The 21,420-nt window shown below is 55.2% G+C and carries 21 protein-coding genes; 12 read left to right on the plus strand and 9 right to left on the minus strand.

Going from position 1 to position 21,420, the window contains the following annotated elements; translation table 11 throughout:
- Nucleotides 1–62: 62 nt before the first annotated feature.
- A complete protein-coding gene (gene gcvA, locus TMES_RS04060) occupies nucleotides 63–965 on the minus strand; it encodes a transcriptional regulator GcvA (RefSeq protein ID WP_085579577.1) in 903 nt (300 codons plus the stop codon).
- A 199-nt stretch (nucleotides 966–1,164) separates the two neighbouring features.
- On the opposite strand from gcvA, the gene TMES_RS04065 reads away from it, so the two are divergent.
- A complete protein-coding gene (locus TMES_RS04065) occupies nucleotides 1,165–2,349 on the plus strand; it encodes an acyl-CoA dehydrogenase (RefSeq protein ID WP_143589518.1) in 1,185 nt (394 codons plus the stop codon).
- A 113-nt stretch (nucleotides 2,350–2,462) separates the two neighbouring features.
- Nucleotides 2,463–3,686, plus strand: a complete 1,224-nt coding sequence (locus tag TMES_RS04070; RefSeq protein ID WP_085579581.1) for a CaiB/BaiF CoA transferase family protein — start codon at nucleotides 2,463–2,465, stop codon at nucleotides 3,684–3,686.
- A gap of 48 nt (nucleotides 3,687–3,734) precedes the next feature.
- Here the strand turns inward: TMES_RS04070 and TMES_RS04075 are convergent, their stop codons facing one another.
- Complete coding sequence (locus TMES_RS04075; RefSeq protein ID WP_085579583.1) at nucleotides 3,735–4,622, minus strand: DMT family transporter; 888 nt, start codon at nucleotides 4,620–4,622, stop codon at nucleotides 3,735–3,737.
- 369 nt (nucleotides 4,623–4,991) lie between these two features.
- Here TMES_RS04075 and TMES_RS04080 point away from each other — a divergent pair, with 369 nt between their 5' ends.
- From TMES_RS04080 to TMES_RS04095, 3 genes are all read left to right on the plus strand, one after another.
- A complete protein-coding gene (locus tag TMES_RS04080) occupies nucleotides 4,992–5,300 on the plus strand; it encodes a DUF6506 family protein (RefSeq protein WP_143589519.1) in 309 nt (102 codons plus the stop codon).
- A 340-nt stretch (nucleotides 5,301–5,640) separates the two neighbouring features.
- The gene (locus tag TMES_RS04090) at nucleotides 5,641–6,549 is read left to right on the plus strand and encodes a ketopantoate reductase family protein (protein ID WP_085579589.1); all 909 of its coding nucleotides are present in this window, start codon (nucleotides 5,641–5,643) and stop codon (nucleotides 6,547–6,549) included.
- 214 nt (nucleotides 6,550–6,763) lie between these two features.
- Complete coding sequence (locus tag TMES_RS04095) at nucleotides 6,764–7,399, plus strand: DUF4347 domain-containing protein (RefSeq protein WP_085579591.1); 636 nt, start codon at nucleotides 6,764–6,766, stop codon at nucleotides 7,397–7,399.
- Nucleotides 7,400–7,629: 230 nt separating this feature from the next.
- Here the strand turns inward: TMES_RS04095 and TMES_RS04100 are convergent, their stop codons facing one another.
- The gene (locus TMES_RS04100; protein ID WP_085579593.1) at nucleotides 7,630–8,433 is read right to left on the minus strand and encodes an AraC family transcriptional regulator; all 804 of its coding nucleotides are present in this window, start codon (nucleotides 8,431–8,433) and stop codon (nucleotides 7,630–7,632) included.
- Nucleotides 8,434–8,599: 166 nt separating this feature from the next.
- Between TMES_RS04100 and TMES_RS04105 the strand changes: the two genes are divergently transcribed.
- On the plus strand, nucleotides 8,600–9,943 hold the full coding sequence (locus tag TMES_RS04105; protein WP_143589520.1) for an MFS transporter: 1,344 nt from the start codon (nucleotides 8,600–8,602) through the stop codon (nucleotides 9,941–9,943).
- Nucleotides 9,944–10,128: 185 nt separating this feature from the next.
- The gene (locus tag TMES_RS04110; RefSeq protein WP_085579595.1) at nucleotides 10,129–12,087 is read left to right on the plus strand and encodes a bifunctional 2',3'-cyclic-nucleotide 2'-phosphodiesterase/3'-nucleotidase; all 1,959 of its coding nucleotides are present in this window, start codon (nucleotides 10,129–10,131) and stop codon (nucleotides 12,085–12,087) included.
- A gap of 190 nt (nucleotides 12,088–12,277) precedes the next feature.
- On the opposite strand, the gene TMES_RS04115 is transcribed toward TMES_RS04110, so the two are convergent.
- Complete coding sequence (locus TMES_RS04115) at nucleotides 12,278–12,703, minus strand: GcrA family cell cycle regulator (protein ID WP_085579596.1); 426 nt, start codon at nucleotides 12,701–12,703, stop codon at nucleotides 12,278–12,280.
- Nucleotides 12,704–12,895: 192 nt separating this feature from the next.
- Between TMES_RS04115 and TMES_RS04120 the strand changes: the two genes are divergently transcribed.
- From TMES_RS04120 to TMES_RS04130, 3 genes are all read left to right on the plus strand, one after another.
- Complete coding sequence (locus tag TMES_RS04120; RefSeq protein ID WP_085579598.1) at nucleotides 12,896–13,549, plus strand: NnrU family protein; 654 nt, start codon at nucleotides 12,896–12,898, stop codon at nucleotides 13,547–13,549.
- A 148-nt stretch (nucleotides 13,550–13,697) separates the two neighbouring features.
- A complete protein-coding gene (locus TMES_RS04125; RefSeq protein WP_085579601.1) occupies nucleotides 13,698–14,171 on the plus strand; it encodes a methylmalonyl-CoA mutase in 474 nt (157 codons plus the stop codon).
- Nucleotides 14,172–14,348: 177 nt separating this feature from the next.
- Nucleotides 14,349–14,948, plus strand: a complete 600-nt coding sequence (locus tag TMES_RS04130; RefSeq protein ID WP_085579603.1) for a hypothetical protein — start codon at nucleotides 14,349–14,351, stop codon at nucleotides 14,946–14,948.
- A gap of 455 nt (nucleotides 14,949–15,403) precedes the next feature.
- Here TMES_RS04130 and TMES_RS04135 read toward each other — a convergent pair whose 3' ends face one another.
- The 4 genes from TMES_RS04135 to TMES_RS04145 form a co-directional block, all read right to left on the minus strand.
- Nucleotides 15,404–16,273 (minus strand): NUDIX hydrolase, encoded by an 870-nt coding sequence (locus TMES_RS04135; RefSeq protein ID WP_085579605.1) that lies wholly within the window; start codon nucleotides 16,271–16,273, stop codon nucleotides 15,404–15,406.
- A 225-nt stretch (nucleotides 16,274–16,498) separates the two neighbouring features.
- Nucleotides 16,499–16,825 carry a hypothetical protein gene (locus TMES_RS04140; RefSeq protein ID WP_085579607.1) on the minus strand — a complete coding sequence of 109 codons (327 nt, stop codon included), beginning with the start codon at nucleotides 16,823–16,825 and terminating at the stop codon, nucleotides 16,499–16,501.
- 203 nt (nucleotides 16,826–17,028) lie between these two features.
- Complete coding sequence (locus TMES_RS23390; protein WP_281253452.1) at nucleotides 17,029–17,151, minus strand: hypothetical protein; 123 nt, start codon at nucleotides 17,149–17,151, stop codon at nucleotides 17,029–17,031.
- Between the two features lie 374 nt (nucleotides 17,152–17,525).
- A complete protein-coding gene (locus TMES_RS04145) occupies nucleotides 17,526–18,554 on the minus strand; it encodes a M23 family metallopeptidase (protein ID WP_085579910.1) in 1,029 nt (342 codons plus the stop codon).
- Between the two features lie 227 nt (nucleotides 18,555–18,781).
- Between TMES_RS04145 and TMES_RS04150 the strand changes: the two genes are divergently transcribed.
- The gene (locus TMES_RS04150; RefSeq protein WP_085579609.1) at nucleotides 18,782–19,624 is read left to right on the plus strand and encodes a sterol desaturase family protein; all 843 of its coding nucleotides are present in this window, start codon (nucleotides 18,782–18,784) and stop codon (nucleotides 19,622–19,624) included.
- Nucleotides 19,625–19,636: 12 nt separating this feature from the next.
- On the opposite strand, the gene TMES_RS04155 is transcribed toward TMES_RS04150, so the two are convergent.
- On the minus strand, nucleotides 19,637–20,431 hold the full coding sequence (locus TMES_RS04155) for a class I SAM-dependent methyltransferase (protein ID WP_085579611.1): 795 nt from the start codon (nucleotides 20,429–20,431) through the stop codon (nucleotides 19,637–19,639).
- 310 nt (nucleotides 20,432–20,741) lie between these two features.
- Here TMES_RS04155 and TMES_RS04160 point away from each other — a divergent pair, with 310 nt between their 5' ends.
- Nucleotides 20,742–21,179 (plus strand): MaoC family dehydratase, encoded by a 438-nt coding sequence (locus TMES_RS04160; protein ID WP_143589521.1) that lies wholly within the window; start codon nucleotides 20,742–20,744, stop codon nucleotides 21,177–21,179.
- Nucleotides 21,180–21,420: the final 241 nt, after the last annotated feature.

Genomic DNA, 21,420 nt, shown 5'->3' on the forward strand with positions numbered 1-21,420 from the left:
CGGCTAACGGGCCATGATCGTGGTGTGTGAGCGATGCGTTATGCGCGTGGCTGTTCGGCCTTTTATGCCAGTTCCTGCTTTTGTTCGCGCTCTGCCAGCCATTTCATGAAGGCGCGTATTTTTGGCGTGCGCACCCGTGCCTGCGGGCAGGCGGCAAAATAATGGTGCAGGCTGGCACGCGGCGGGCCAAAGGGGGCGATGATGCGCCCGTTTGCCATTTCATCACCAATGGCAAAGGTGGGCAGCAATGCCACTCCCAGCCCGGCAATGGCGGCCTGCATTGCCATGGTGAAATGTTCAAACTTGGGGCCGTTTTCGCCGTCAATGCCGGTTAAGCGGGCCGCTGCCAGCCAGTCGCGCCAGCCATTGGGGCGGGTGGCGATATGGAGCAGGGAAAACTGGCGTAAATCATCGGGCTTGGGCGTGTGGTCCATATTGGCGATCAGGCCGGGGCTGCATATCGGTACCATGTCTTCGCCTTCCAGCCGTTGGGCTTCCAGCCCGGGCCAGTCGCCATTGCCAAACAAAACCGCGATATCAATTTGTTCGCGGTCAAAATCGGGCATGCCGATGCGTGAAATGAAATTAATCACGATATCGGGGTGGCGGGCGCGAAAATCGGGCAAAAACGGGATCAGGCGGCGGCTGCCAAAGGTGGGCGGGGCGGCAATGGTTAAAACGCCGCCATCACTGCCACCCGATAATAATTTCAAGGTGGCGGTTTCGAGCTGGTCAAGGGCGGGGCGAATGGCCTGTAAATAGTCCTCGCCTTCGGATGTCAGGATCAGCCGTTGCTTTTTTCGCATAAACAATTTGCAGCCCAGCCAGCTTTCAAGGCCTTGTAACTGGCGGCTAACGGCACTTTGGGTCAGGTATAATTCCTCGGCGGCGCGTGAAACACTGCTATGTCTGGCGGTTTGTTCAAAACAGGACAGGGCCTTTAACCCCGGAATGCGCCGTGCCATCAAATGTTTCCTTATTGCCAAGGTTCATGATTTTTTTGCATGAAGTCGAACAGATTTATCATTTGCGAAAGGCGCTGCCAATGCCTAGCTTGGGGTAAGAAATAAAACTTCAAACTTTCGGAAATGCCGCCGTCTCGCCCACGGGGCCTTGTGCCCGTAGCGGCATTTCCGATTTCGTATTTATCAAGGGATGAAACACATGGCTGGCCGCGCACATTTTCACTGGGAAGATCCGCTGGGGCTTGATGCCCAGTTAAGCGAAGAAGAACGCATGATCCGTGATGCGGCCCATGCTTATTGCCAGGAACGGCTGATGCCGCGTGTGCTGGAAGCCAACCGCCACGAGATTTTTCATCGCGAGATTATGAGCGAAATGGGCGAACTTGGCCTGCTTGGCCCGACCATCCCCGAGGAATATGGCGGACCGGGTGTTAACCATGTGTCCTATGGTCTGGTGGCACGCGAAGTGGAGCGGGTCGATAGCGGGTATCGTTCGGCGATGTCGGTGCAAAGCTCGCTGGTGATGCATCCGATTTTTGCCTATGGCAGCGAAGACCAGCGCAAAAAATACCTGCCCAAACTGGCAAGTGGCGAATGGATTGGCTGTTTTGGTTTGACCGAACCTGATCATGGGTCCGACCCCGGCAGCATGATCACCCGTGCCCGCAAGGTCGATGGCGGCTTTACCCTGAGTGGTGCCAAAATGTGGATCACCAACAGCCCGATCGCCGATGTGTTTATCGTTTGGGGCAAGGATGACGAGGGCGTTATTCGTGGTTTCATCCTTGAAAAAGGCATGAAAGGCCTGAGCGCGCCCAAGATTGAAGGCAAGTTTTCGCTGCGCGCCTCGATCACCGGTGAAATCGTGATGGATAACGTGTTTGTTCCGGCCGAAAACATGCTGCCTGATGCCAAAGGTTTGGGCGGGCCGTTTGGCTGCCTTAACAAGGCGCGTTATGGCATTGCCTGGGGCTCGATCGGGGCGGCTGAATTTTGCTGGCACGCCGCACGTCAATATACGTTAGATCGCAAGCAGTTTGGCCGTCCGCTAGCCGCAAACCAGCTGGTCCAGTTAAAACTGGCCAATATGCAAACCGAAATTGCCCTTGGTTTACAAGGGGCGCTGCAACTGGGGCGGATGCTGGATGCGGGCACCGCCGCACCGGAATCAATTTCGCTGATGAAGCGTAATAACTGTGGCAAGTCGCTTGATATTGCCCGGGTCTCGCGCGACATGCATGGTGGCAACGGCATTTCCGATGAATATCATGTTATTCGTCATGTGATGAACCTTGAAGCGGTCAATACCTATGAGGGCACACATGATGTGCATGCCCTGATTTTGGGCCGCGCCCAAACCGGTATTCAGGCTTTTACCGCCTGATCACGCTGTGAAAACGGGTTATCTGCATTTGGTGCGGGTAACCCGTTTCCTGTTTGATGGTGCATATTTCGTTCATTTTCCGCCTGAAATACCCTGTTAAAGGATAAATTAGCATGCCCGGCGCGCTTAGCGGTATTCGTGTTCTGGATCTTTCGCGTGTGCTGGCCGGGCCGTGGGCCAGCCAGACACTGGCCGATCTGGGTGCCGAAGTGATCAAGATCGAACGACCGGGCAATGGCGATGATACACGCGGCTGGGGGCCGCCCTATGCCAAAAATGCCCAGGGCGAAGACACCAGCGAAGCGGCTTATTATCTGGCGGCCAATCGCGGTAAAAAATCGCTGACGGTGGATATGACAACCGATGAGGGCCAGCAGATCATTCGCGATCTGGCGGCAAAATCCGACGTGGTGATTGAAAATTTCAAGGTTGGCGGGCTGGCTAAATACGGGCTGGATTACGCATCGTTAACGGCGGTCAATGACCGGCTGGTTTATTGTTCGATTACCGGTTTCGGGCAGGATGGGCCTTATGCCAAACGGGCCGGGTATGACTTTATGATCCAGGCGATGGGCGGGCTGATGAGCCTGACCGGTGCCCCTGACCATGAACCGGGCGGCCAGCCGATGAAGGTGGGCGTGGCCGTGGCCGATATTTTTACCGGCCTTTATGCCACCATTGGCATTTTAGCCGCCTTGCGTCATCGTGATGAAAGCGGGGTGGGGCAATATATCGACCTTGCTTTGTTAGATGTGCAAACCGCCATCCTTGCCAATCAGGCGATGAATTATCTCACCACTGGTTCAGCACCGGGGCGGCTGGGCAATGCGCACCCCAATATTGTGCCTTATGAGGCCTTCCCGACGGCGGATGGCTATATCATTCTTGCCGTTGGCAATGACAGCCAGTTTGCCAGTTTTTGCAAGGTCGCCGGGCTGGATGGTGTGGCAGATGATGCCCGGTTTACCACCAACCGCGCCCGGGTTGCCAACCGCACCGATCTGGTGCCGCAGGTGCGCCGGGCCATGGTGATGAAAACCACCGATGACTGGATTGGTATTTTGGAAACGGCCAATGTGCCGTGCGGGCCGATCAATACGCTGGACCGGGTTTTTGAGAACCCGCAGGTCAAACATCGCGGCACGGTGAAATATCTGGATCATCCGCTGGCGGGCAAGGTGCCCACGGTTAGCAACCCGTTAAAAATGTCGCAAACGCCAATTGCGGGCGAAACCGCCCCGCCAACATTGGGCCAGCATAGCGAAGAATTGCTGCGCGAAATTGGCGGGTTAAGTGACGAGCAGATTGCGCGGCTGCGCGCAGCAGGTGTTATTTAACCCGTAATCGGCGAAGCGCGACGCACGGACGGGTACGGCTTTTGGGGGTTATGTTGGTTGTGGTTGTTTGCGCCGCATGTGCCATTGGCGCCCGTAGGCGCCAAAAACGGCGACCATGATCAGCGCGCCGCCAATCATGGTTTGGCGGGTTGGCATTTCGCTAAAAAATACAATGCCCCAAATCGGGGCCAGGGGTGTTTCAAGGGCGCTTAGCAACGCGGTTTCGGCGGGCGGTAAATGTTTGGCCCCGGCGGAAAGCAAAATGAAGGCAATGGCAAAGCTGATGCCAAAGCCGATCAGAATGATAAATTCCGCCATGGTTATGGCTGCGGGCGCACCCAAACCCGCCGCAATCGGGCATAATAAAATTGCGGATGCCGCACCGGGCAGGGTGGTTGGCGTTTCGGGCCAGCGCCGGTAAACAAGGGTGATGCCCGCCATCACCACGGTCATCCAGCCCGCCAGCAAATTTCCCCATAAATCGCCTTGTGTTGAGGTGCCGCCAAAAATAATGATCACGCCGGTTAAGGCCGCCAAGCTGCCCAACAGAATGCTCAGCGACGGACGTTCGCGCAACAACAGCCAGCCCAGCAGAGCGGCGAAAAACGGGGCTGATGCGTAAATCAGGGCGACATTGGCCATGGTGGTGAGCTTGAACGCAGGCACAAAGGCGGCGGTGCCGCTGGCCATCAGGATTGTTGCCAAAACGGCAGGCCCGCGAAATTGGCGGATTTCAGACGCCAGTTTCCCGCGTAGCACCAGCAAAAAAAGGGCGAACAGGGCCGCAACCACGCCACGCCAGAAAATGATGCTCCAGGCATCGGCGGCAACGCCTTTGGTGAAAACACCTGCGGTGCTAAATAATACCGCCGAAAAACAGACCAACTGAAAGCCGGTTGCATGGTGATTGCCGTGTGGTTTGTCTGACAAAGACATTGTTTTCCCATCCCTGATGAGCCGGTGTTTTACACCTTGCGTGGTGACAGCAGTCTGTCAGCAGAGTTTTTAAAAGCGGGACATAAAGGTGGAATATACGGGGCAGTACCATTTGTGTGCCCGCACAAGCAGTACTGTGCCTGTTTTTATTATCGCGTCAAAAATGTAGTTTTGCAGGGACGAGTGGAAAAATCCGACAGTTGGGCACTGCCCGGTTGACGCGAGGCTGGAATGTGAACTGGTCGCAAAATGTGGCAAATTCTATTTTATTTCAAATATTTAAATAAAATAGAACGATTGGAAAAAATGCGTTCGGGGTTGTGCGTTGCAGCGCCGCCTGTCAATGTAGTAAATGCGACAGGCCCGATCATGAAAGGACCCCGTATGGTATTGCGAAAATACGCATTTATGATCAAGGCAAGCGGATATCCCCCCGGCGGTTTGCGAACGACCCTGCCAGGGGATGGTTTTAACAGTACGATTTTTGCCAGTAGCGATATTGATGCCCTGGTCGCCGAGGCGCTGGCGATGGTGGCCGAGGGCATGCAACTGATCGAACTGGGGGGCGGGTTTTCCGACGAAGATTTTGCCCGCCTGCAAGATGCCGTTGCCGGGGCAGTGCCGCTGGGACGTGTCAGCTTTGATGACCGAAATGCTGCCTTGTTAAAGCGCCGTTAAGCGGAATATTTCCGCCATGGCATCGCAAAGGTCGGGGAAATCCCGGCCTTCTCTCTGTGGCGATGGTTGTTGGCCGCCGGGGCGATTGGGCCGGTATTGGCCAACTGGTATTTCTTGCGCCGACCCTGCGCCTTCGCCCACCCTGCGCCACCTGCCACCTGCCACCTGCCACCTGCCACCCGTTCGACGGTCCGGCAAAGTGGATTGTTTGGCGCGGCTTTGCAGGCACAGGAATATGTGTTTTTGCAGGTGGCGTTAAAACCCCCTGATCTGCTTTGCACAAGGTGCCGGGCGCGCTATGGTTCGATCCATCAAATTGCAGAGCTGACGGGAGACCAAAATGAAAATTGCAGTGATGGGTGCCGGTGCGGTTGGCTGTTATTACGGGGCCAAACTGGCACAGCATGGGTATGATGTTGTTTTAATCGGGCGACCCCAGCATGTGCGCGCGATTAACAAAAACGGCCTGCATTTTGAAAGTGGCGGAACATCCACCATGATCGCCCTTGCGGCCAGTATTGACCCAGCCGCGGTGGCCGGGGCCGATATTGTGCTGTTTTGTGTGAAATCCACCGATACCGCCAGTGCCGGGGCTGCCATTGCCCCGCATCTGGGCGCGCATACGGTAGTGATGAGTTTGCAAAACGGGGTTGATAACGCAGAACGTCTTGGCGCGATTATCGGGCGGTCTGTGGTGCCGACTGTAGTTTATGTGGGGGCTGGCATGGCGGGCGACGGGCATGTCGCCCATTTTGGCCGGGGTGATTTGGTGATTGGGCCTAATGACGCCAGCGACATGATCGCGCAAACCCTGCGCCCGGCGGGAATTCCGGTGGAAATTTCGAAAAATGCCCAAGGTGCCCTGTGGGCCAAAATGATTTTGAATTGCGCCTATAACGCCTTATCGGCCGTTTCGCGCCTGCCCTATGGCGACCTTGCAAAGGGCGAGGGCGTGATGGTGGTGATTGAAAATGTGGTCGCCGAATGCCTGGGGGTGGCCGGTGCGCTGGGTATTATCGTGCCCGGCGATGTGCGCGAGGCGGTTGCGGGCATTATTAAAACCATGCCCGCACAATATTCCTCGACTGCGCAGGACCTGATGCGGGGCAAGCCCAGCGAGATAGACTATCTGAATGGATATATCGTGCGCAAGGGCGGCGAGATGGGCGTGGCAACGCCTGCCAATCAGGTTTTATACACAATGGTAAAGTTGCTGGAAATGCAGCCTGAACAGACCGTTCAGGGGTGATTTGAGGGCGGGTTTCGGGGTGTTTGCGCAGGGCGTGACGGCCCGCCGGGGGGGCCGGAATCTGGCTGAATTTTGCGCGTAAGTGATTAGAACTGGACGAGTCGTATAGTTTGGGGTACAGATACGGGTATAAGTAAAATAATAGTCGCCAAAATAAAAGGCGACGACCGGGGCACTATTTACAACGCAGGATGACCACAGGTAGGGGGCATCTATGAATATCGGGAATTATTCCCTTAATCAGCTGGCATCTTCCCCGGTAGGGAAATTGTCGGCTTCTGTTCGCAAGGCAGGTTTCGGGGCACGTCAGGGACGGGCCGGTTGTCTTGTATTTATTGATCAGTCTTTGGCTGATATCGAAGCCATTGTCTGGCGATATGCCGGAATTGCCGAAATTTTCATGATTGGCGCGGCACAGGATGGCCTTTTGGTTATTGGTAATGTGTTGTCGCAACGCCAGACCGTGCAAACCGTGCATGTGTTTGGCCGTGCGTGCGACAATGGTATGATGCTGGGCATGGCGATGCTCGACGTTGCCTGTTTGCGCCGCCACCCGGAAAAATTCCGCAATTGGCGTGCCGGGCTGGCCAATGATGCGTTTTTCTTTTTCCACGGTTGCGCTGTGACCGATCCTTCCTTCGACCAGGTGCTGTGCGCATCGCTTGAGGCCTTTACCGGCGCGCTGGTCAATGTTGGCAAGGATCGCCCGCAAAGAATGCGCCCGTCTCAATCTTCGTCTGCCAGTCATGATGTTGATGCGGATGCATCTGGCGGATATTCGTCTGTTATGTCTCGTGTTGAACGGCGATCCGGTGTGGACCGTCGGGCAAACGGGCGTCGTCGATCCTGACGCAATAGCGCGACCTTTCACGCCCAGGCGATGAAGGTGTCTGCGCTCGACCGGCAGAGATGCGGCACGCTCGGGGGAGGTAGAGCCGCATTTTGTGCCAGTCACAAAGCCGGAGGCCATGCGGTGGTCTCCGGCTTTTTGTGTTTTAGGCCAATGGTACGTCGGCCAATGGTGCGTCGGCCCCGGCGGGCCGTGACGTGATATGTGTCGTGATAACGTGTGACGACGCGCTATTTGTAATAGGTCCCCGGCGTTGTCCCGGTTGCCTTGCGAAACATTGCAATAAAGGCCGATGTGTTTTCATAACCCAGATCCAGTGCCACCTCGGTGACCGGGCGGTTATGGGCGAGTTTTTCCAGCGCATAAAGCAGGCGCAGCTTTTGCCGCCATTCGCGAAACGGCATGCCGCATTCGCGCAAAAACAGCCGGGCAAGGGTGCGTGAGGACGCCCCGCTGTTACGCGACCAGTTTTCAAGGGTGCGGTTATCGGCCGGGTGGGTTTGCAAATGGGTGCAAATGCGCAACAGCCGCGGGTCTTTAGGCGCGGGCAGGTGCAAATTATCCTGCGGCGGAGGCCGCAACTGGTCTAGCAACACCTGGATCAAGCGGCCATCAGCACCGTTTATGTCATATTCAACCGGAATGTCACTGGCGGCACGGATCAGTTCGCGCAATAGCGGGCTGACATCAATGACCAAACACTGGTCGGGCAGGGTATTGCTGGCATTTTGATCAATATAGAGATGGCGGGCACGGGTTGCGGTGGCGGTTGAGACCGCGTGATCAATGCCGGGCGGCACCCAGACCGCGCGTTGGGGCGGCACCACCCAGATCCCGGCATGGGTGCTGATGGTCATGGTGCCTTCGATGGCATAAATCAGCTGATGCCACGCGTGATGATGGGGCGCAATATAATGTCCGGCGGGCATGTCGTCGACCCGCACGCAAACCGGGCGGGGCAAAAAGGTTGGTCGCGGGCGCGGATTAACATGTAAACGCTGCGATGGTGATAGCGAGACGATGCCACGGGGCATGATATTGTCCTATTTAACGTATTCAATGGCAGATTACCGTGAGACAGACGTCAAGGACAGGGTTAGTTTGGAAGATATCCAGACAACCGGAACAAATGCATACGAACTTGTCGCCGTGCCCCACCCGCATCGGACGGGTTCTTGTGTCATCAGGAAGATATTGTAAATGCCAACGCCCTATCCCACACCCAAAGCGCCGGAAATACCCGAAGCCCACAACCCGACCGAACCCGATGCCCATGCGCCGGGCAACCTGGCCGCATCTGCACCTGATCGCACCGCCTTTGTGCCGCTGACGGCAAATGGCAAAAGCGGCTGGCGTGGCAACCCGGAAGTTCTGTTGATTTTAATGGCGGTGGCCATGCCATTGTCATTTTCGACATGGATGGCGCTGTTAAATAACTTTTCGGTCGAAATGGCCGATTTTACCGGTCGTGAAATTGGCATTTTGCAGTCGTTGCGCGAAATTCCCGGCTTTTTGGCCTTTAGCGCCATTTTTGCCCTGCTGATATTTCGCGAGCAAACCTTTGCCCTGATCTCGCTTCTGGTTCTGGGCCTTGGTGTGGCGATTAGCGGCTATTTCCCCACCATTATCGGGCTTTATTGCACCACGGTTTTAATGTCGATCGGGTTTCATTATTTTGAAACCATGCAACAGGCCTTGTCCTTGCAATGGGTGGCCAAGGACCGCACGGCGATGGTGATGGGCCGGCAATTATCGGCCAAATCAATTGCCTCGTTGCTGATGTTTGGTGGCGTCTGGGTGATGATGGAAGTGTTTGATATGCCCTATCGCGGGGTTTATGTGGTGGGCGGTGCGCTGACCATTGCCGTGGCGATTGCGGCGTGGCTGATCTTTCCCAAATTCACCGATGCCCACCCGCAAACCCGCAAACTGGTGTTGCGCCGCCGCTACTGGCTTTATTACGCGCTGACCTTTATGGCCGGTGCGCGTCGCCAGATTTTCACGGTTTTTGCCGGATTTTTGATGGTGGAAAAGTTTGGCTATGATGTGGGCACCATCACCATCCTGTATTTGCTAAACCACGCCATTAACATGGTGCTGGCCCCCCAAATTGGCCGGTTGATTGGCAAATGGGGGGAACGCAAGGCGCTGATATTTGAATATTGCGGGCTGTTTCTGGTTTTTACGGGCTATGCCTTTGTGCAAAATTCGCATCTGGCGGCCGGGTTATATGTGGTGGATCATTTGTTTTTTGCCATGGCAATTGCGATGAAAACCTATTTCCAGAAAATCGCCGATCCGGGGGATATTTCATCGACCGCCGGTGTCAGCTTTACCATCAACCATATCGCTGCCGTGTTTTTGCCCGCTGCGTTTGGCCTGTTATGGCTGGTTTCGCCCAGTGCCGTCTTTTTGACCGGTGCGGTTCTGGCCCTTGGCTCGCTGATTCTGTCGTTTAATGTGCCCAATGATCCGCGACCGGGCAATGAAGCGGTTTTTGGCGGTGCCGACGATATGGGCGCTGTGGGGCAGGCGGCTCGGTAATTTTACGTAAGCCGTTCGCGCCGCTTGGTTTTTTGGCGCAAACATTCAAATGATAAAACGCCTGTTCGCACGAGCAGGCGTTTTTGTTTGCTTGTTGCGATCTATTTTCGCAAAATCTTCAAAACCTGACCATCCGAACAAGAATATATTTGTCAGACAGACCATCATTTTCAGGGGTGCATTACATGACTTTCTATCGTCCACTGGCGAGCGCTTTTATCGGCCTGACGGTTAGCCTGATGGCGGGATCCGCCCTTGCCGACAGTTCGGTATCGCTGCGGATCCTTGAAACCACCGACATTCACGGGCATCTGGTTAATTACGACTATTACCGTGATGCCGCTTCGCAAACTGTGGGGCTGGCCAAAGACGCCACCCTGATCAAACAGGCCCGCGAAGAAGCCGACAATGCCATCCTGATTGACAATGGTGACCTTATTCAGGGTAACCCGCTGGGCGATTATATGGCCAAACGGCACGGCCTGAAAAAAGGTGAAATTCATCCGGTTTACAAGGCGATGAACCTGATGGATTACGATGTCGGCAATGTTGGCAACCACGAATTCAATTACGGGCTGACGTTTTTGGGTAACGCCATTGCCGGGGCGAATTTCCCCTATGTGAATGCCAATATTTTTATCGATGATGGCGATAATAACCCCGATAACGACAAACCCTATTTCACCCCCTATCAGATGCTGAAACGCGATCTGGTGGACAAGGATGGCAAAAAACACCCGATTACCATTGGTGTGATCGGTTTTGCCCCGCCTCAGATCATGCAGTGGGACAAGGCCAATCTTGAAGGCCACGTGATTACCAAAGACATTGTCGATATGGCGCAAAAATATGTACCGGAAATGCGGGCAAAGGGGGCTGATATTGTTGTCGCTGTGGCCCATTCGGGCATGAGCACCCAAACCCGCCACGGCATGGACGAAAACGCCACCTATTACCTGTCGAAGGTAAAGGGGATTGACGCGATTTTGTTTGGTCATGCCCACAGTGTGTTTCCGTCGGATAAATTTGCCGATATCGACGGTGTTGATCTGACCAAAGGCACGATTAACGGTGTGGCCGCCGTGATGCCCGGTTTTTGGGGCAGCCACGTTGGCGTGATCGACCTGAGCCTGTCGGTTAAGGATGATGGCAAATGGAGCGTTACCGATTCACTGTCCGAGGCCGAGCCGATTTATCACCGCGAAGGCCGTGATGTTGTGTCGCTGGTCGATGCCGACCCGGAAATTTTAAAAGCGGTTGAAACCGAACACAAAGCCACCATCGAATATATGCGCGAAGGGGTGGGAACGACGGAATCATCGATCAACAGTTTCTTTGCCCTGGTGGCCGATGACCCCTCGATCCAGATCGTGACCAATGCCCAGACCTGGTATTTGAAAAAGATCCTGTCAGGCACCGAATATGACGGCTTGCCGATCCTGTCGGCCGGGGCGCCGTTTAAGGCCGGTGGGCGCGGCGGACCGGATTATTACACCGATATTCCCGCGGGCAAAATTGCCCTTAAAAACGTGGCGGATCTTTATGTGTATCCCAATACCGTGCGCGCGGTTTTGTTAACCGGCGATCAGGTGCGCGAATGGCTGGAAATGTCCGCCGGGCAGTTTAACCAGATTGATCCTGACAGCAGCGAAGAACAGATGCTGATCAACGAAGATTTCCCGACTTATAATTTCGACGTGATTGATGGTGTGACCTATGAAATCGATGTGACGCAACCTGCCCGCTATAGCAAGGAAGGCGAGGTTGTGAACAAGGATGCCCATCGTATTGTTGATTTGAAATTTGGCGGTAAACCGATTGACGGCGATCAGAAATTTGTGGTGGCAACCAACAATTACCGGGCCAGCGGCGGCGGCCATTTCCCCGGTCTTGACGGATCAACCATTATTGTTGATGCGCCCGATGAAAACCGCACCGTGCTGGCAAATTACATCATGGATGAAAAAACCATCGATCCTAAAGCCGATGGCAACTGGCACCTGGCCCCGGTCGGCAATGCCAGCAAGGTAACCTTTGTCACCAGCCCCAAGGCGTCGGACGCGGCCAACGCCCCGTCGCATATCAGCTTTGTCGGGGAAACCGCCGAAGGTTTTGCCCAATATGTTCTGACATCGGTGAAATAAGCCGGGCCGTTAACCGTTCGGGCTTGCCATATTGCAGAGGGTACTGCCCCATAACCCCGTCATAACTGGCGGGGTTATGGGGGATGGGGATGTGGCTTGCCGGTGTGACGGCGGATTATGAAACGACAAAAGCCGCCCGGTGGGCGGCTTTGGCGTAATAGGCAGATGGGGCGGATTGATACAAACGGAATTAGCGTTTGTTGTTCGGGCCGCCGTGATTGTGATTGCGCGGGTTGTCTTCCCGCGGGCTTTTGCCATTGAGGTAAGCCGCGGCGCAATGTTCGTCGCAATAGGGCTTGCCCTGGATGTTTTTCTTGCCACAAAAATGGAAGTCATCATCGCCCGGGTCGCCAAAAGGCCAGCGGCACATGCCCGGTCCCAGGTCATAAATGCTGATGCCTTTGGACAGAACCTTGGCGGCAGGGGCCTTTTTGGTTTCTGAAGAATCTTCGGTGCGACGCTGGATCGGGGACGGACGTTTGGGCAGGCCCAGGCGGTGTGCCTTGCCAACAACGGCGTTTTTACCCACACCCAGCTCTTCACCGATGCGTGCCGTGGTCCAGCCCTGATTCCAGAGCGAAGTCAGCAATTCAATCTTTTCCGGTGTCCAGCTCATTTCGAGTATATTCCGTGTTCCGATGTTTGGGATAAACCCAGCGTTATTGCGTAAAGTCAATTAGGGATAAAGAGGTATCCGCTAAAGTCGCGCGGCGCAAGGGGGCAAGCCAATAGGCCGCCTGTCCGGGGCGCGCGAAACGTGGAGGGGAATTTGCATGTTGTGCTGTCAAAGTAAAGAGGTGATCGTCTTTTGACGTGGTTTTTCATTTCCATTTTTGCGTTTCTCGCCGGGCATATGGTGCCGGGTTTGTTCCGTCGCCAATTGGTCGCGCGGTTGGGAACGACCCTGTATGTGTTGTTTTTTTCGCTGATTTCAATGGCGCTTCTGGTTTGGGTGATTGGTGCTGAATTACAGGCCGATTATATTCCCCTTTGGCCCTATGACCCGCGCGAACATTGGGTTCCGATCCTTGCGATGCTGCCAGTTTGCGTGCTTTGGGTGGCGGCAGTGCGCCAGCCCTGTCCCTTGTCCATCGGTCGGGCGGCGGGCTATGACCCGCACCATCCCGGCATTAATCTTTTTACCCGGCATCCGTTACTGCTGGGCGTTGTCATCTGGGGTGTGACCCATATGGTGCCAAACGGCCATTTGGCCGCAATAATATTTTTTGGCGGCAGTGCGCTTTTTGCTGTGCTGGGCATGGGCCGGATGGAAAAAATGCGCCTTCGCCAGCTTGGTGCGGCCGAATTTAACCGGCTATGCGCAGGGACTCGGCGGTTTGACTGGCGCGGGTTGTTAAATGGCGCTCTGGACTGGCGCGACGTGGTTGGCGGCATCATATTATATGGTGCGATTATCTGGCTGCATCCGCTGGTTCTTGGTCGCGATCCTTTGGCCTTTTAACCGGGCCTGTTCCTTTATTATCTGCACCGTCCTTGCCTTGATCCGGGCAGGTTGTGATAGGATGTGCCGTAACAACAGCGCGGGGCCCGTTGCTGTTTGTTTCTGATTATGCCGACTGCGCGCCAGTCGGGTTATTTTGCGAGGTGCCATGACCTCTACTGAACTTGCATCCATGTTATCGCGGTTTGCCGAAATTGAAGGGCGTCATCCCCGAATTTTGATCGCTGCGGCATCGCATGACGAAGAACGGTTGCTAAAATCGGTTGCCACCCTGTTTGCCGATGGCGGGTTTGATGTTGATATTTCGCCGCCGGTGTCTGACGAAATATCGATTGCCCGACAGGTGATTGATTGTGACGCCGATATTCTTGCCCTTATTCGCCTGAAAGCCGAAGGCGATGACCGGGTGCGGGTGGCCGACCTTATTTCATCGCTTGATGCGCAAGGGGCGCAGCATGTGCAATTTGGCATTATCGGTAATCCCGATGATCCCGCCCGCGATACCGTTGATTTTGTGTTTGATGCCGCCCATTTTGCCACCGGCGACATTGGCGGTTTGATGCGGTTTTTACTGTTGATCGAAGAAAACCGGATGGAAGCAGGGGCAACAGTGCCCCTTTGAAGGCCGGCACGCTCGGGGCCGAATGTTGCTTTCTGCCAGGTGATGCATAAACGCCGATGATTTTTTGCCGTTATTGCGGCATTATGGTTATCCGGGATGCACATGATGTGCGCTTGTTTCCGAACCCGTGCGGGTCGGCCCCGGTTGGCGTCAGGTAGATGTGCGAAGGGAAATGCAATGGGAATGCTTAAGGAAACGCTGTTGCGCGTTTTTGTTGGCAAAAGCGGGCGCGAAGCGCTGCGTGCCTATCAGGATGCCCAGGCATTGCCTGTTGATCCACTATCTGCCCGTCCCGGATCGCCTGGGGCACAAGGTGGCGACTATGGCGGTGATGGCACCGCCAGCCGTGCCGCAGCCAGTGCCGCCTATGGCGGCGGGGCAATGCAAGGTGTGCGCGCCCAAACCCCGGGTGCGCAAGCCCAACAAGCCCAGCAGTCCCGGCGCATTGCCGACCGCGCTCTTGCCCACGAGGCCGAAGGCATGACCGCCGACGAGGCGCGCGCCCAGGCCTTGGCCGAAACATTGCTGGAATCACAAAATTCATCGACCGAAGTCTTGGCGGCGTTAAGTGCGGCCGATAACAAACTGGGCCAGGAAAAAGGCCGCTATGCCAAGGCCGGACAGGCCCCGGGCCGCGAAAAGCTGATTTCCGATGCCCTGAACACCATGCGCAGCAAACAGGCCGATCTTGATGCGCTGGACCCCGATGCCCGCATGAAACTGACCCTGATGGCGCTGAGTGCCTTTGGGATGGATAATGACAAGACCGGGCATTAGAGCATGTTTCCTTTAATAAGACCCATTTTGTTTAATTTTGACGTGCCGTTTGGCAAGGCACAGCGCGATGCAGCGCATCGGGCAAGCGGTGTAACGCCGTCAAACACCGTCAAAATTGAACCCTCCGGGCCCGCGCATTTTGCTGCTCGGCTACGTCGAAATCCTTGTCCGTAACCCCGTTACGCCCTGCGGACTTCTCCTTGCCGAGCAGCAAAATGCGCGGGCAGAATGGGTCTTATTAAAGGAAATATGCTCTAATCCCGTCTGCTATATTTGATGTCTGTGTCCTCAATGCGCAAAAGCCTGACGTCGGGATTGGATCGCAGGTGACGCCGTTGCTCTTGGGGCGGTAAATCGTCGCTAGCCTGATTATTGTTATATGCAGGCTACGCGCAAAGGGCAGGGTGCTACTTGTGGCCGTCCTGTCAGGCGGGTTGTTTTGGCGGGGTAGCAGATTAACGGGCGATATCGCGATGCAGGCCGATGGTCAGTTCGGCGTAATCGGGTTCGGTGTCGGGGGTGATCACCCCGTGGCGGACCAGAAAATCGATAATCACCAGCGCGCAATTGAATTTAAAGTCAAAGCCGGTGCGGACCATTTCGGCAACATCGGCCAGGGGCCGCAATTCAAAATGGCTGACTTCGCCATCGACCGGGCGCGGGGTGAAATCGGCGGGCAATTCGAGGTCAAAATTTACCATCACATCGGGCTTGATGCCCTTTTCCGTTTCATGAACATAGGAAACGGTGCCAACCGCAAGCATGGATTTGGTCAGGATTTCAGGAATGTTGGCTTCTTCGGCGCATTCCTTGATCATGTTCTGGCGAAAGCTGTAACCGGTGGGCTGGCCACCAGCGACCATATTGTCGAGCTGGCCGGGATAGGTTGGTTTGGTTTTGGCGCGGTGGGCGACCCACATGTAAATGCCGTCAGCCTTGCGGACATAGCCGTTTAAATGCACCCCCCACGACCGAAACCCGAAATAGGACATGGCGGAGCGGTCCATCACGCAAAGGGGCGCATCGTTGAGCGTCGGGCGCACATCAAATTTTTCGCCGTGCAGGCTTTTGATGATGCCGTCGCGGTGCAAATCGGCAATCAGGGCGGCAAAGGCGTGGCTGCGGGCATCACGGCTGGCAATTTCGGGGGCGAGGTGCAGGCTGCCATCGGTGTCATTGCGCAACACATGACCCGACGGGTGCGCAAGCAGGGCGGTGGCAAAGGCCGGGCGGGTGGCGCCTATCACGCGGCCATCCATGCAAAAGGGCACATATTGCTCCGGTTTTGCACTGTTGCAGGCGTGAATATGGTCGATATAAGCCATCGAGGCTGCTCCGCAGATAAAGGCAAACCGGCATCGCCGATGCACCCGTTCGGGCACGGTTACAGTGTTAGCGCAGATTGTTTTGATGGTGCAATGCCAAACCGTTTCAGATCGGCATCACAAGCGCGCCGAAACGCGCCTGTGCTTCTGGCCCGTTCCGGTGCATCTGTTAAAACACGATATCAGGCGGCCATATATGACACTTGGCGTGATTGCGGGGGCTGTTCAGGCACCAAGTGCGGAATTGGAATAGCCCTTTTCCGATGTCAGCACGGTTTGCACATTGACGATCTGGCGCAGGCAGCGGGCAATATGTTCGGCAATCGGGGTTTCAAGCTGCTGGATCTGGATATCGATTTGCAGTTCTTCGTTGCCGTGGCGGTCGCTGGCAACAATGGAATGCCAACTGGTCGGGATCAGATTGCGTTTGGCAAACAGTTCCAGCACACGGGGCATTACATCGGGTTCGGCCACCGCATGAACCGCATAGCAATAAACAGATTTAAAGGCTTGGGAAGGCGCATCTTGCGCCAAAAGGGCATGATTGGTCATGACAATCCACACACATCTACTTTGATCCAGATAAAACGACAAGCGTCCCGGGGTCCTTAGACCACCGGGCGAATAATTCGCGTAATCTGAATGAAAGATGTGTGGTGTTGGGTCATGCTTGTTCTGTAATGCGCCACAATCGGCGGCGCCGAAGGCAGAGAAGCTGGGGAACATTCCCCGGGTATGATGAAGCTATCAATCCGTCAAATGATGAGGAGCGAAGCGATCAGGGCGACAATGGTCCCGGCAAACAGGATTTCCATTGAGCGGGCGATTTGCTGGTCGCGAGCGATGGCGATAGCAACGGCTTTGCGTTTGTTCATCATTTTTCTCCGTCTTAAGACAGGGCGTATGCACTGTGTAGTGCACGAAAGAAATATAGGCAGGCATCGGGGTCGGTTACAAGTGCTGTGCAGTCAAAAACGTCAAAAAACCTTCAACCTGATGGAATAGATAAGGTTTTCTGCGGGTTTGCGGGGCGAAATTTATTAATCTCAGCTCCAATAAAACACTACTGGCCGGTTTTTGTTCCAGTTTCGGGCTGTGATTCGCACAGGATTTCCCGTTTTGGGTCAGATTAAAGTCAGGTTTGGCCCACCGCCGCCGGTGATTCCCGCTGCCGATTTGTTAACCTTTTATCCGGCCCGGTGGCCACGCAAACAGCAAACAGCAAATACGTTATCGCGTTTACCCCGTGATGTCAGGGAATGTGCAGTTCGGTTGTGCCAATTTCGACCGGAGATTTGCCATCGCGCGCAAACAGGATGCGGCCCTGATAGGTGCCGGTCCGCCACTGGTCGCCGGGGCGGTCGGCATTGACGTAAAACCATTTGGCGCGCGGGCCATTGTCGTTGGGCAGTTTGATGGTGAAATCGCGGCTGCCGTTAAAGCCGCGCGGCCCGGCAACGTTTAACGTAATCACATCGCCATCATTCACCCCAATCAGATAGCCCCAGAAATATAATGCCGGGCTGGTGGCGGGCAGAGTGTCGCCGCGATCATAGCCGCGTTTGATGTCGGTGGCATTGGGGCGGCCCGATGAAAAGCCCAGCGCATAAAGATGCACGGGGCGATAGGTCATTTGTGCGCTGGCTTGGGGTGTCCATAAAACTGACTGGGTGGTGGAACAATTTTCGGTGCCGGGATCCGCCATGTCGGTGCCGCTAAACGGGTCGATCAATTCGTCATGCTGGCGCAGGTTGAAATGCAGATGCGGGAAGGTGGCCTGGCCCGACATGCCGATCAGGCCAATGGTTTGCCCCCGGGTAACACGGTCGCCCTTGCGCACGGCGATGGATCCGCGCCGCATGTGGCAATACTGGCTTTGCCAGCCATCGTCATGGTCGATCAGGATGCCGTTGCCACATTCGATGCCGCCAAGGGCGTCCTTGTTCAGGCGTCCGGCGTCGATATCCTCGACTCCGTCGCGGGTCGCACTCACCACACCATCGGCAACCGACAGCACGGCAACGCCGCTGATCATGGCTTCTTCATCGGGAATGGCAAAGTCGGTGCCACGGTGGCCGTCATAGGTGCTGGTGCCACAGGCAAAATCGCGAATGCCGGGCCCGGCATCATGGTCAACATAATGGACGATATCGCATTCGCCATAAGGGCAATCAACCGGCAAATCAAAGGGCGGCCCGTCTGCGCGTGCCGGTGCCGCATACAGCGCCCCCGCCAGAATGCCGATGGCACACATTGCGGAAAACACTATTTTGTGACCCATAAAGGTCTCCTTGCTGATTGCCTTGTACCGGGGAAACAATATTGTGGCTGCAACACCCCCATGCGCAGCCCCCTGTGAACAGCCTGACGGCATCGTTTTCAAACCTGCGTTGACACGCATGTTATCATGTACGGCGCATTATAGCCTGATCTGTCATATGTATACGGGCCAGTATGACAGTTCAAACCCATTTTACACCGACTTTACACAGGAATTTCATCAGGGTCATGGATCAAACGGTGCTTTTTCGTCTGGCTGTTTTTGCCGTGCTGTTGCTGGTGATGGCAGGGTGGGAATTTTTGTTGCCTTATCGCACGGTGGCCGGGCAAAGCCGGTCCGGGCGCTGGCTGACCAATTTTTCGCTAATGATTTGCGGTGCCGCGCTTAGCCGGTTCACCGTCGGGGCTGCGATGATCATTGCCGCGTCCTATGCACAGGGGCGGGGATGGGGCGTGTTGCCTATGCTGGGGTTGCCTGCGCCGATGGCGGTGGTGCTGGCGATTATCGGGCTGGATTGCGCGGTGTATTGGCAACACCGGTTTACCCATATGTTTGATGTGCTGTGGCGGTTTCACCGCGTGCATCATGTTGATCCGGGCTTTGATGTTTCCACTGCCGTGCGGTTTCACCCGTTGGAAATTGCGGTATCGGCGGCTTACAAGGCGGGTTTTGTGGTGATTTTGGGGGCGGATGCATGGGCGGTGGTGATTTATGAAACCCTGCTGAGCAGTTTTGCCCTGTTTAACCATGGCAATGTGCATTTGCCCCGGTGGGTCGACCAAACCTTGCGCGGGCTTTTTGTGACGCCCGATATGCACCGTATTCATCATTCGGCATGGATGGTGGAAACCAACAGCAATTATGGAAATATCCTGTCGCTGTGGGACCGTATCTTTGCCAGCTATACCGATAAATCACGCGAAAATGACCGCGAGATGACGATTGGCCTGAACGAATTTCGCGACGTCGAAAGCCAGTCGCTGGTGGGCAGTTTATGGTTGCCGTTTCGCCGTGATGCGGCACGCATTGCGCCAAAACCCGGCGATGTTAGCGATAAACAGCAAGGATGATGCGGGGCTGGTTCAGGTGTTGCCAGCAACACCGCGCACAGCAAGTGCCGATGCCACCAGTGACCGCCTGCCATCATTGCCACCGCTAATATAGGCACGGCGCACAGCGGTTTGCAGGCTGTGGGCGGCCTCGGCGTCAAGCGATGTGAAAAATTCGCGGATCAGGCTGTGGCTGCCCAAAAGCGATTGCCAGTAATCGTTGAAATCCAGAAAATCCATGCGGATTGATAAGGTGGCGGTGCCAATTTCGGTTAAGCCGGCATCGGCCCATAAATCAAGCAGAGCATCTTCATTTTCAAAGGGAACGTTAAAAATACGGGCGCGCAGGGCTTCGCCGTCGCCGTCAAACAGGATGGCTGCGGCATCGAGAAACAGGCGCAAAAAGGCCAAACCACCGGAACGATCCCAGACCGTTGCCGCAATAACCCCGCCAGGTCGGGTCACACGCAGCATCTCGGTCAGGGCTTTTTGTGGTTCGGCCAGATCGTTTAACACCAGTTGCGAAAAGGCGGTGTCAAAGCTGGCATTTTCATAAGGCAGCGCACGGGCATCGCCGGTTTCAAATTTTACATTGGGGGCGGCATGTAACAGCGCCTCGCCCAGATAATCGGGCATAAGGTCGATGCCGGTGATATGGGCCGAGGGATAGCGGGTGGCGGCCGCCAGCGTTAAACTGCCGGTACCGCAACCAACATCCAGCAGCGTGCCGCAGGCGGGGGCATCGACAAAGGCCAGAAAAGCGCGCGCGAGGCGGCGGCTCCATCTTCCCATGGCGATTTCATAGATGTCGGCGGCTGATGTGGTCATGGTTATGTTCCGCAATTAAGATGGTGTTCTGCCCGCCGTGCGTGTTTTACAAAACGCCGCCGTGCCGTTCCGGTATTTTGGTGTTGTTTCAACAGCTAATATTGATTGCACGGCCCGCCAAAGCAATGGACATTCGGTTGTAAAGAGGGCGTGGCGAGGGGCGGAGCGGTTGTGCAAAGCAACCAAAGCCAGCGAAATTTCCTGTGACAATTCGTCGATATTTTCAAATTGCCATTGCGAAGCCGCAGTTTGATGATGATACTTTATGAATATTGCAGCGCACAAACATAACAATCAGGGGATCGACAAGATGACAAAGCGTGATGGTCTGGAAGGGTATTTTTTAGAAGATCTGGAAGTTGGCATGGAAGGCAGCTATGCCAAAACCGTGACCGAAACCGACATTATTTTGTATGCCGGTGTGTCGGGCGATTGCAACCCGGTGCATTTGAACGACGAATTTGCCAAAACAACCATGTTTGAAGGGCGGATTGCCCATGGCATGCTGTCGGCCGGGTTTATTTCCACCGTGCTGGGTACGCGTTTGCCGGGGCCGGGCACCATTTATCTGTCGCAAAACCTGCAATTTCGCGCCCCGGTTCGCATTGGCGATACCGTGACCGCCACGGTAAAAGTGCGTGAAATTATCGCTGCGAAAAAACGTATTGTGCTTGAAACCACCTGCACCGTGGGGGACCGGGTGGTGATTTCGGGCGAGGCAACCGTGATGGTGCCGTCGCGCGGTTAAGCCACCAGCCGGACGTGTTAATGTGCGCAGGCGTTTTCCTGCGCACAGATTGCGCTGTTTAAGGGGGCTGGAGATGGCTGTCGCGCAAAAATAATGCAACAACATGGCTGTTTTGCACCGTTATAATCAGGAAAAGGCTTTACGCTTTGGCCTTGGGCGATTTATAGCTGCCTGCCGGGTTTTGCATATAGCGGCCCGTAATGGTATTTCATTTGGCGAGCAACACAGAGAGACCGGCATT

Source organism: Thalassospira mesophila, from assembly GCF_002115755.1.
Lineage (GTDB): Bacteria > Pseudomonadota > Alphaproteobacteria > Rhodospirillales > Thalassospiraceae > Thalassospira > Thalassospira mesophila.

Excerpts from the sequence above, each read along its gene's own strand:
- gcvA (WP_085579577.1), bottom strand. The coding sequence starts at position 965 with ATGGCACGGCGCATTCCGGGGTTAAAGGCCCTGTCCTGTTTTGAACAA.
- TMES_RS04065 (WP_143589518.1), top strand. The coding sequence starts at position 1,165 with ATGGCTGGCCGCGCACATTTTCACTGGGAAGATCCGCTGGGGCTTGAT.
- TMES_RS04070 (WP_085579581.1), top strand. The coding sequence starts at position 2,463 with ATGCCCGGCGCGCTTAGCGGTATTCGTGTTCTGGATCTTTCGCGTGTG.
- TMES_RS04075 (WP_085579583.1), bottom strand. The coding sequence starts at position 4,622 with ATGTCTTTGTCAGACAAACCACACGGCAATCACCATGCAACCGGCTTT.
- TMES_RS04080 (WP_143589519.1), top strand. The coding sequence starts at position 4,992 with ATGAAAGGACCCCGTATGGTATTGCGAAAATACGCATTTATGATCAAG.
- TMES_RS04090 (WP_085579589.1), top strand. The coding sequence starts at position 5,641 with ATGAAAATTGCAGTGATGGGTGCCGGTGCGGTTGGCTGTTATTACGGG.
- TMES_RS04095 (WP_085579591.1), top strand. The coding sequence starts at position 6,764 with ATGAATATCGGGAATTATTCCCTTAATCAGCTGGCATCTTCCCCGGTA.
- TMES_RS04100 (WP_085579593.1), bottom strand. The coding sequence starts at position 8,433 with ATGCCCCGTGGCATCGTCTCGCTATCACCATCGCAGCGTTTACATGTT.
- TMES_RS04105 (WP_143589520.1), top strand. The coding sequence starts at position 8,600 with ATGCCAACGCCCTATCCCACACCCAAAGCGCCGGAAATACCCGAAGCC.
- TMES_RS04110 (WP_085579595.1), top strand. The coding sequence starts at position 10,129 with ATGACTTTCTATCGTCCACTGGCGAGCGCTTTTATCGGCCTGACGGTT.
- TMES_RS04115 (WP_085579596.1), bottom strand. The coding sequence starts at position 12,703 with ATGAGCTGGACACCGGAAAAGATTGAATTGCTGACTTCGCTCTGGAAT.
- TMES_RS04125 (WP_085579601.1), top strand. The coding sequence starts at position 13,698 with ATGACCTCTACTGAACTTGCATCCATGTTATCGCGGTTTGCCGAAATT.
- TMES_RS04130 (WP_085579603.1), top strand. The coding sequence starts at position 14,349 with ATGGGAATGCTTAAGGAAACGCTGTTGCGCGTTTTTGTTGGCAAAAGC.
- TMES_RS04135 (WP_085579605.1), bottom strand. The coding sequence starts at position 16,273 with ATGGCTTATATCGACCATATTCACGCCTGCAACAGTGCAAAACCGGAG.
- TMES_RS04140 (WP_085579607.1), bottom strand. The coding sequence starts at position 16,825 with ATGACCAATCATGCCCTTTTGGCGCAAGATGCGCCTTCCCAAGCCTTT.
- TMES_RS23390 (WP_281253452.1), bottom strand. The coding sequence starts at position 17,151 with ATGATGAACAAACGCAAAGCCGTTGCTATCGCCATCGCTCGCGACCAG.
- TMES_RS04145 (WP_085579910.1), bottom strand. The coding sequence starts at position 18,554 with ATGGGTCACAAAATAGTGTTTTCCGCAATGTGTGCCATCGGCATTCTG.
- TMES_RS04150 (WP_085579609.1), top strand. The coding sequence starts at position 18,782 with ATGGATCAAACGGTGCTTTTTCGTCTGGCTGTTTTTGCCGTGCTGTTG.
- TMES_RS04155 (WP_085579611.1), bottom strand. The coding sequence starts at position 20,431 with ATGACCACATCAGCCGCCGACATCTATGAAATCGCCATGGGAAGATGG.
- TMES_RS04160 (WP_143589521.1), top strand. The coding sequence starts at position 20,742 with ATGACAAAGCGTGATGGTCTGGAAGGGTATTTTTTAGAAGATCTGGAA.